The organism is Moorena sp. SIO4E2, assembly GCF_010671945.1.
Classification (GTDB): domain Bacteria; phylum Cyanobacteriota; class Cyanobacteriia; order Cyanobacteriales; family Coleofasciculaceae; genus Moorena; species Moorena producens.
On sequence record NZ_JAAHIE010000081.1, the window covers coordinates 1 to 6,439 of the forward strand.

The 6,439-nt window shown below is 44.6% G+C and carries 8 protein-coding genes; 4 read left to right on the top strand and 4 right to left on the bottom strand.

The window, feature by feature from the left end:
- Window positions 1-841 precede the first annotated feature (841 nt).
- Window positions 842-1,225, bottom strand: a complete 384-nt coding sequence (locus F6K37_RS11755; protein WP_071106251.1) for an endonuclease domain-containing protein — start codon at window positions 1,223-1,225, stop codon at window positions 842-844.
- 541 nt (window positions 1,226-1,766) lie between these two features.
- On the opposite strand from F6K37_RS11755, the gene F6K37_RS11760 reads away from it, so the two are divergent.
- Window positions 1,767-2,024, top strand: a complete 258-nt coding sequence (locus F6K37_RS11760; protein WP_071106252.1) for a hypothetical protein — start codon at window positions 1,767-1,769, stop codon at window positions 2,022-2,024.
- 171 nt (window positions 2,025-2,195) lie between these two features.
- Here the strand turns inward: F6K37_RS11760 and F6K37_RS11765 are convergent, their stop codons facing one another.
- Entirely contained in the window at window positions 2,196-2,462 is a 267-nt protein-coding gene (locus tag F6K37_RS11765; protein WP_287250309.1) for a hypothetical protein, read from the bottom strand.
- Window positions 2,463-2,739: 277 nt separating this feature from the next.
- Between F6K37_RS11765 and F6K37_RS11770 the strand changes: the two genes are divergently transcribed.
- On the top strand, window positions 2,740-3,159 hold the full coding sequence (locus tag F6K37_RS11770; protein ID WP_008188178.1) for a helix-turn-helix domain-containing protein: 420 nt from the start codon (window positions 2,740-2,742) through the stop codon (window positions 3,157-3,159).
- Between the two features lie 142 nt (window positions 3,160-3,301).
- Here the strand turns inward: F6K37_RS11770 and F6K37_RS11775 are convergent, their stop codons facing one another.
- The gene (locus F6K37_RS11775) at window positions 3,302-3,427 is read right to left on the bottom strand and encodes a hypothetical protein (RefSeq protein ID WP_287250312.1); all 126 of its coding nucleotides are present in this window, start codon (window positions 3,425-3,427) and stop codon (window positions 3,302-3,304) included.
- A gap of 277 nt (window positions 3,428-3,704) precedes the next feature.
- Window positions 3,705-3,986: a YiaA/YiaB family inner membrane protein gene (locus F6K37_RS11780; RefSeq protein WP_008188176.1), complete on the bottom strand. Its 282-nt coding sequence runs from the start codon at window positions 3,984-3,986 to the stop codon at window positions 3,705-3,707.
- 823 nt (window positions 3,987-4,809) lie between these two features.
- On the opposite strand from F6K37_RS11780, the gene F6K37_RS11785 reads away from it, so the two are divergent.
- Together F6K37_RS11785 and F6K37_RS11790 are read left to right on the top strand one after the other, a co-directional pair.
- Window positions 4,810-5,880, top strand: a complete 1,071-nt coding sequence (locus tag F6K37_RS11785) for a VOC family protein (RefSeq protein WP_008188175.1) — start codon at window positions 4,810-4,812, stop codon at window positions 5,878-5,880.
- Window positions 5,881-5,883: 3 nt separating this feature from the next.
- Window positions 5,884-6,439, top strand: a 556-nt coding sequence (locus tag F6K37_RS11790) for a DUF3598 family protein (protein WP_287250316.1), incomplete at its 3' end; no start/stop codon positions are given.

The window sequence follows — 6,439 nt, forward strand, 5'->3', positions numbered from 1 at the left end:
ACTCCCCCCTTAATAAGGGGGGCAGGGGGGGATCGAGTTAGGAAAGGGAACTCTTTGAGTTTACTCCGCCCTTAGTTATTTGGGCGGAAGGGAGAGAAACTAGATCGATTTCCGGACTCCCCCCTTATTAAGGGGGGCAGGGGGGGATCGAGTTAGGAAATGGGAGAGAAAGAGTTTACTCCGCCCTTGGTCTGCCTTAATAAGGGGCACAAACTAGATCGATTTCCGGACTCCCCCCTTAATAAGGGGGGCAGGGGGGGATCGAGTTAGGAAAGGGAACTCTTTGAGTTTACTCCGCCCTTAGTTATTTGGGCGGAAGGGAGAGAAACTAGATCGATTTCCGGACTCCCCCCTTAATAAGGGGGGCAGGGGGGGATCGAGTTAGGAAAGGGAACTCTTTGAGTTTACTCCGCCCTTAGTTATTTGGGCGGAAGGGAGAGAAACTAGATCGATTTCCGGACTCCCCCCTTAATAAGGGGGGCAGGGGGGGATCGAGTGAGGAAATGGGAGAGAAAGAGTTTACTCCGCCCTTGGTCTGCCTTAATAAGGGGCACAAACTAGATCGATTTCCGGACTCCCCCCTTATTAAGGGGGGCAGGGGGGGATCGAGTTAGGAAATGGGAGAGAAAGAGCTTACTCCCCCCTTGGTCTGCCTTAATAAGGGGCACAAACTAGATCGATTTCCGGACTCCCCCCTTATTAAGGGGGGCTGGGGGGGATCGCACTAGAAAATGGTATAAAAAGCGCGATTCCACTCCCCCAATCTAACTCTATTATCCTAATCCCTAAAAAAATTTGATACTCACCAAAGAGCCGCAACTTATTGAATTTTGAAACAGCTCTAGGTTGTGCTAGGGGGAAGCTCACTGCTGATCCGATCGCACACTGCTTCAAAATTATGCAATACTTCATCATTGGTAAATCGAATTACTTTTAATCCATAACCTTCAAGAATGTGAGTTCTTTCTTCGTCATAAGCTTGGCCAGATTCTGTATAATGAGAATCCCCATCAACTTCAATAACTAATTTTAAATCAGCACAATAAAAGTCAACAATAAAATTCGCTATTGGTCTTTGTCGCAAGACTCTAAACTGAAAATTTTTCAAATAGCAAGACCACAGCTTTTTCTCGGCTGGTGTCATAGTTTTCCTTAATTCTCTAGCTCTGCTTACTAACTTGTAATTATCAGGAAGATGGAATTGTCTTTGTTGGCGATCGCACATTTAAAACTAATCGATTTTGTGGTTTTTTGCATGGGTTTAGATCCCCCATTATCCCCCTTAATAAGGGGGACTTTCTAGATCGATTTTCCGACTTTACCCAATGATCACAGCGGGCTGGGAGGATCGAGCTTTTCGGATCTGCTTCCGGGTTTAGATCCCCCATTATCCCCCTTAATAAGGGGGACTTTCTAGATCGATTTTCCGACTTTACCCCTTGGTAAAGAAATGCTATGGAAAGCGATGGTATGTAGGAGGCACTACGGGAAAGGACTCCCCCAATCTAACACCATTACTCTAATTCATAATCCCTAATTCATAATCCCTAAAAAAAGGCGATGATATCAGCCGCTAAGCGATCGCATGATTACGGTCTCAATTTTAATGCGATCGCTATTTTTAATTAACCCAAAAAAACAAAAAAAAAACTAATCAAAAATTTGATATTTATACCCCCTTTATAAAAAAAAATGAAAAATACTTGACAAAATAAATAATTATTTATTACCATAAAAATGTCGCCAATACAACACAAAAAAACATTATGGACATCGAAAACTTTCTCCCAAATTTTGAGTATAATCCCAACAATCCTAATCTCCCTGAATTATTTGGCCAACCCCAGCCAGGACGGGAGCAAATCAAACATATATTGATCGGTTCTCCCAAAACCGTGCGGGTCACAATCTATAATCTTTATAGCCGTGGCTACGCCCAAGTTCATGAGTGGAGCACTCCTCAACCTACCGGAAATCCTGGTGAGGTGATCAGTATTTTGATTCGACATCTGTCGGTAGATTAAGATAGCAACTTGCCAGGGATTTGCATCCCTGGCTACAGGTCAAAACTCAGGATAAATTACGAAGTCTGAAGTCTAAGACCTAAGTTTGTATGTTGTTGATTTGGTGAACACATAGTCAAGGACTCTAGGGTTGTTGACTATTACAAAAAATAATTCGGTCAAGCATTGGAATTAACCAAAACTTGACCGAATTTTTTTGTTGAGGGAACAGGGAACAGGGAACAGGGAACAGGGAGTAGGGAATCGGGAATCGGGAATCGGGAATCGGGAATCGGGCAGTTGCGTAGGGTGTGTTAGGGGCGGGCTTGTCCTCATGTTCAACCTCTTCGCCCCTGAAGTCGCCCCGTAACGCACCACCCAAGGATCCGCTCTGACCGCCTCGTAGCCATTCTTGGGACAGCCCGCCCGGAAATGAAACGGGCAAGATGCCCATTCCACCCCTGATACCTATTCCACCCTTAATACATTGTAAACACTTAATACATTTTACACCCCTGCTGCCCATTCCACCCACCGGATCAAAGTTAATTGCATCGCTGCAATAGTTTTTTCTAACCTCCCACATCAACTACATAGCCCATATCACCCGTTATAACAATGCAATAGTTTTTCTGACCTTCCACGCTTACAACCCTTTGCACCCTCTCCACTCCCTTGCATCTTCTAAAACATCGTGTTAAGATAACAATATCGTTAAAGCAATGGTTTTACCGCCATGATGATTTCTACCGCACAAGCTGCTGAATTACTAGGTATCTCTGCCACTCGCGTCCGTTTCCTGTTGAGCAAGGGCAGAGTTAAAGGAGCTTATAAAGTCGGTAGAACTTGGGTGATTCCTTTATTTGATGGCATGCCCGTGGTTACCCCTGGTACTCGCGGACCGAAGCGGAATTGGTCAAAGCGTACAAATTACACGAAGGCCGTCATCCACGTTAATCAGAAAGTGATTCGCCAAAATCACAACAGCGGCGAACGCAATCCAGTGATTACGGTAAAACGAGGCTCTAACAATACTTACGGTCATACTGTCGAAGTCAATGGCCCTTGTCGGGTCATGTATCGCCCAGATGATCCCCTAAAGTGTGGAGCACGGGTATGGATTGAGACGATTTCTGATTTTAAGGTAATCGCTTAAGCGGTCAGCGGTCAGTGGTCAGTGGTCAGTGGTCAGTGGTCAGCGGTTAGCGGTCAGCGGTCAGCCATCAGTGGTCAGCCATCAGTGGTCAGCCATCAGTGGTCAGCTTATTTTATTCAAAAGCTGTTCGGTGTAGCTTAGCCTACGGCCAATAGCCGATAACTGATAGCTGATAGCTGATAGCTGATAGCTGATAGCTGATAGGTTCATGTAGGGTGGGCAGTGCAGCAGACAGATAATGAAGCTTGCAAACCACGTTGGTAGGCACTGCCCACCCTACTGATAGGTTCATGTAGGGTGGGCAGTGCAGCAGACAGATAATGAAGCTTGCAAACCACGTTGGTAGGCACTGCCCACCCTACGATTAATGACTGATAGTAGGCACTGCCCACCCTACTGATAGGTTCATGTAGGGTGGGCAGTGCAGCAGACAGATAATGAAGCTTGCAAACCACGTTGGTAGGCACTGCCCACCCTACGATTAATGACTGATAGCTTATAGGTAATAACTGATAGCTGATAGCTGATAGCTTATGCACTTGATATTAATGCAGAGAGTTGTGGTCAGTTAGTAGTTTTTCAACTCTAGCTTCTTCAACTTTCGAAGTTAATTTTTTGGATTCATGGATATCTCTTGTAGTTTTCGCGATGTTGATGCTAGAGCCAACAGAGAAAAGTAAACCGATACCTAAATAGCCTTTGATCCAGTTATCTGCTGGCAAATTCGCAATGCCAATAGTCATGGCAAAAACAGAAATAACAAAAGACGCCCAAGACTGAATTATCCAACCTGTACTATGGGTTTGGTTACCAAATCGTTCTTGCATTTTACTCAACCTTTAAGTGCAATAATGTTAATCAATTTAATTTTGATGATACAAAGCATATTGTCTGGTAAGTTGAGAGCAAGGACGGTTTTTGGATCTGCATACTAGAGTAAAGGTTGAAATGGAGTAACTAATAGTAAAACTCCGGAAAACGTTGTTGAGAGTAATGACAGTTTTTGGCTCGGCATACTAGAGTAGCGCTTAAAATGGAGTAAATAGTAGCAAAATCCTGTAAAACCTTCACTTATTCAGCTTTTCGGTAAGCGCGCCTAGTAGAATAAAAGAGGTTATGTCAGCATATGCGCTACGCGCACGCGTGCGCGTTCAGCTATCAGCCTATGGGCTACGGGCACGCTACTTGAGGTGCGATCAGCTATCAGCCATTGGCCGTAGGCGAGGCTAGTTGAGGTGCTTTTGAATAAAATATGCTGACCGCTGACGGCTGACGAGCAGACATTATCGGTCTTGGAGAATTTTAGTGAAACAGAGTGGACTGCGCAACGGATTTCTGTCAGTGGGATCCTTGAGTAAGCTTGTAGATGCGTTCGCGCAGCGTCGGGCTTTGCCCGAATCGCATTAACAGTGTGGAGTGCGCAACGGATTCTTTGGGTGGGACTGAAGGTAAGCTGATGGTAGATGCGATGCTCCAAAAGAGCCGCTTCGCGAACCCCCTTTGAGCTAAGATACATACAAAAGATAATTTGTCAAAGAAAATTCCATGGGTTTAGCCTGGCCAATTATTAGCGGAATCCGCCACTATAACAAGGGGGAGAAATTTTCTCACTTTTCGCCCTTTGACTTTGATGACATAACCTAGAAAAAGATGGAAAACCCTCAAAGTAACATGGCTAATGAATCATTACCAACAGCAGAAGAAGACGCTCCATCCATTAGTGGTTTATACGAACTCGCCATCGGTGCAACAGCAGAGGATGAAGCAGCTCTGATCGAATATTGGCAACAGTTTGGCTTTAGTGTAGGACAATCTGGTACTCTCAGTGCAACCCAAGCTAATCAGTTATATGGTGTCAATTCCAGTTTGCGATCGCATCGACTACACAATCAACTTAAAGACAGGGGTTTGCTCCGCTTAATGGTGTGGGAGAAACCAGTTAACGAAGGATTGGGACTGACTCCTTTAAAAGCGGTGGGTAGCCGTTGGGGAGCGATGCTGTCTTTGGATGTGTTTAATATTGCCAATCATGCCGAAGATGCGATCGCTGCTGGCTTACCTGTATACTATGTTCCACCCCAGAGAAATTTGATTTATCGTCCCGATCCATTTCAGCCTTTTGTGCAAGCTAATCCTTGTGTACATGAAATGGTTCTCATCCAGCCTCTGACACGGCAAGTCATTTTTGAACGCCATGATTACACCATGCCCTTGTCTGGGGTTGTTAACCCAGAGTCCCATTTCAAAGCCTCAGAGTTCGTTCACCTAGGAATGGTGGTAACAGGTGGTAAGGAGCAGTTGGACTTTTACGAACAGGTACTGGGTTTGGTTTGTGGGGTAAATAGTATCGAAAGCCAATACGGTGAAGCGTCCCGTCATATCCTCGAACTAAAGGGTCCAGAAAATGGAGAGCATCTGTTCACGACTGACTTCATACCGCCTGGTGCCTCAGCTACGGATTTATCCCAGGTGCGTTCTGGGCGCTTGCACATTATGCGGATTGAAGGGTCAGATCTGCCCAACAAGCATAGCCACTCCCGTCCAGGTTGCTTAGGCGTTTCTTTGTACACTATTAGAGTACAGGAGATAGATTTATACCACCAGCGCATTAGTAGTAGTGCAGCAACTGAGGTAACACAGGTATCTGAGAACGAATTTGGTGATAAAAGTTTCTCATTTATTGCACCTGATGGCTATTTTTGGACTTTAGTGGAGGGATAAAAAATGGATTTAAAAGAACAAAACTGGAAAAATTTCACGGCCAACCATTTGCGTGACTGGCATGGTATTTGGACAAGGTATTCTCCTGAAGGAGAGATAATAGAATCATTTCAAAGTCTGAGAAGCTTCCGCAGCAATCCAGAACAAACAGAAATTTATCACACTAATCGTTATATATACGCTGACGGTAGGATAGAAGAAAAAAAATGGCACTCCAATAAACAGGATAAGGTGTTACCTGATGGAATTGTTCACCCAGCATTTCCGTCAATGAGATCATTTTTCTTTGAACAAGGTGCAGCTACATGGTCAGCTAAACAGTTAGAACCTGGTTCGGTGTTTCAACCGGCTGAATTGTTCTTAAAACATGAAGATATAAGACATAGTGTTGCCATTCTTTATGATAGTAATGGCAGTTTGATGCGGACAGTGAGTATCCGTGAAGATGCAGCCGGTTTTCCCAGTAAATATTGGTCAAAGGAAATCAATCTCTTACCTGAGAGAAATCTGAGTGGTAACTGGCAAGGAACTGCTGTTACCATGACCCCAGATTTAAAGG

Coding starts and splice junctions, on each gene's coding strand:
- F6K37_RS11780 (WP_008188176.1), bottom strand. CDS start 3,986: ATGCAAGAACGATTTGGTAACCAAACCCATAGTACAGGTTGGATAATT.
- F6K37_RS11770 (WP_008188178.1), top strand. CDS start 2,740: ATGATGATTTCTACCGCACAAGCTGCTGAATTACTAGGTATCTCTGCC.
- F6K37_RS11785 (WP_008188175.1), top strand. CDS start 4,810: ATGGAAAACCCTCAAAGTAACATGGCTAATGAATCATTACCAACAGCA.
- F6K37_RS11760 (WP_071106252.1), top strand. CDS start 1,767: ATGGACATCGAAAACTTTCTCCCAAATTTTGAGTATAATCCCAACAAT.
- F6K37_RS11755 (WP_071106251.1), bottom strand. CDS start 1,225: ATGTGCGATCGCCAACAAAGACAATTCCATCTTCCTGATAATTACAAG.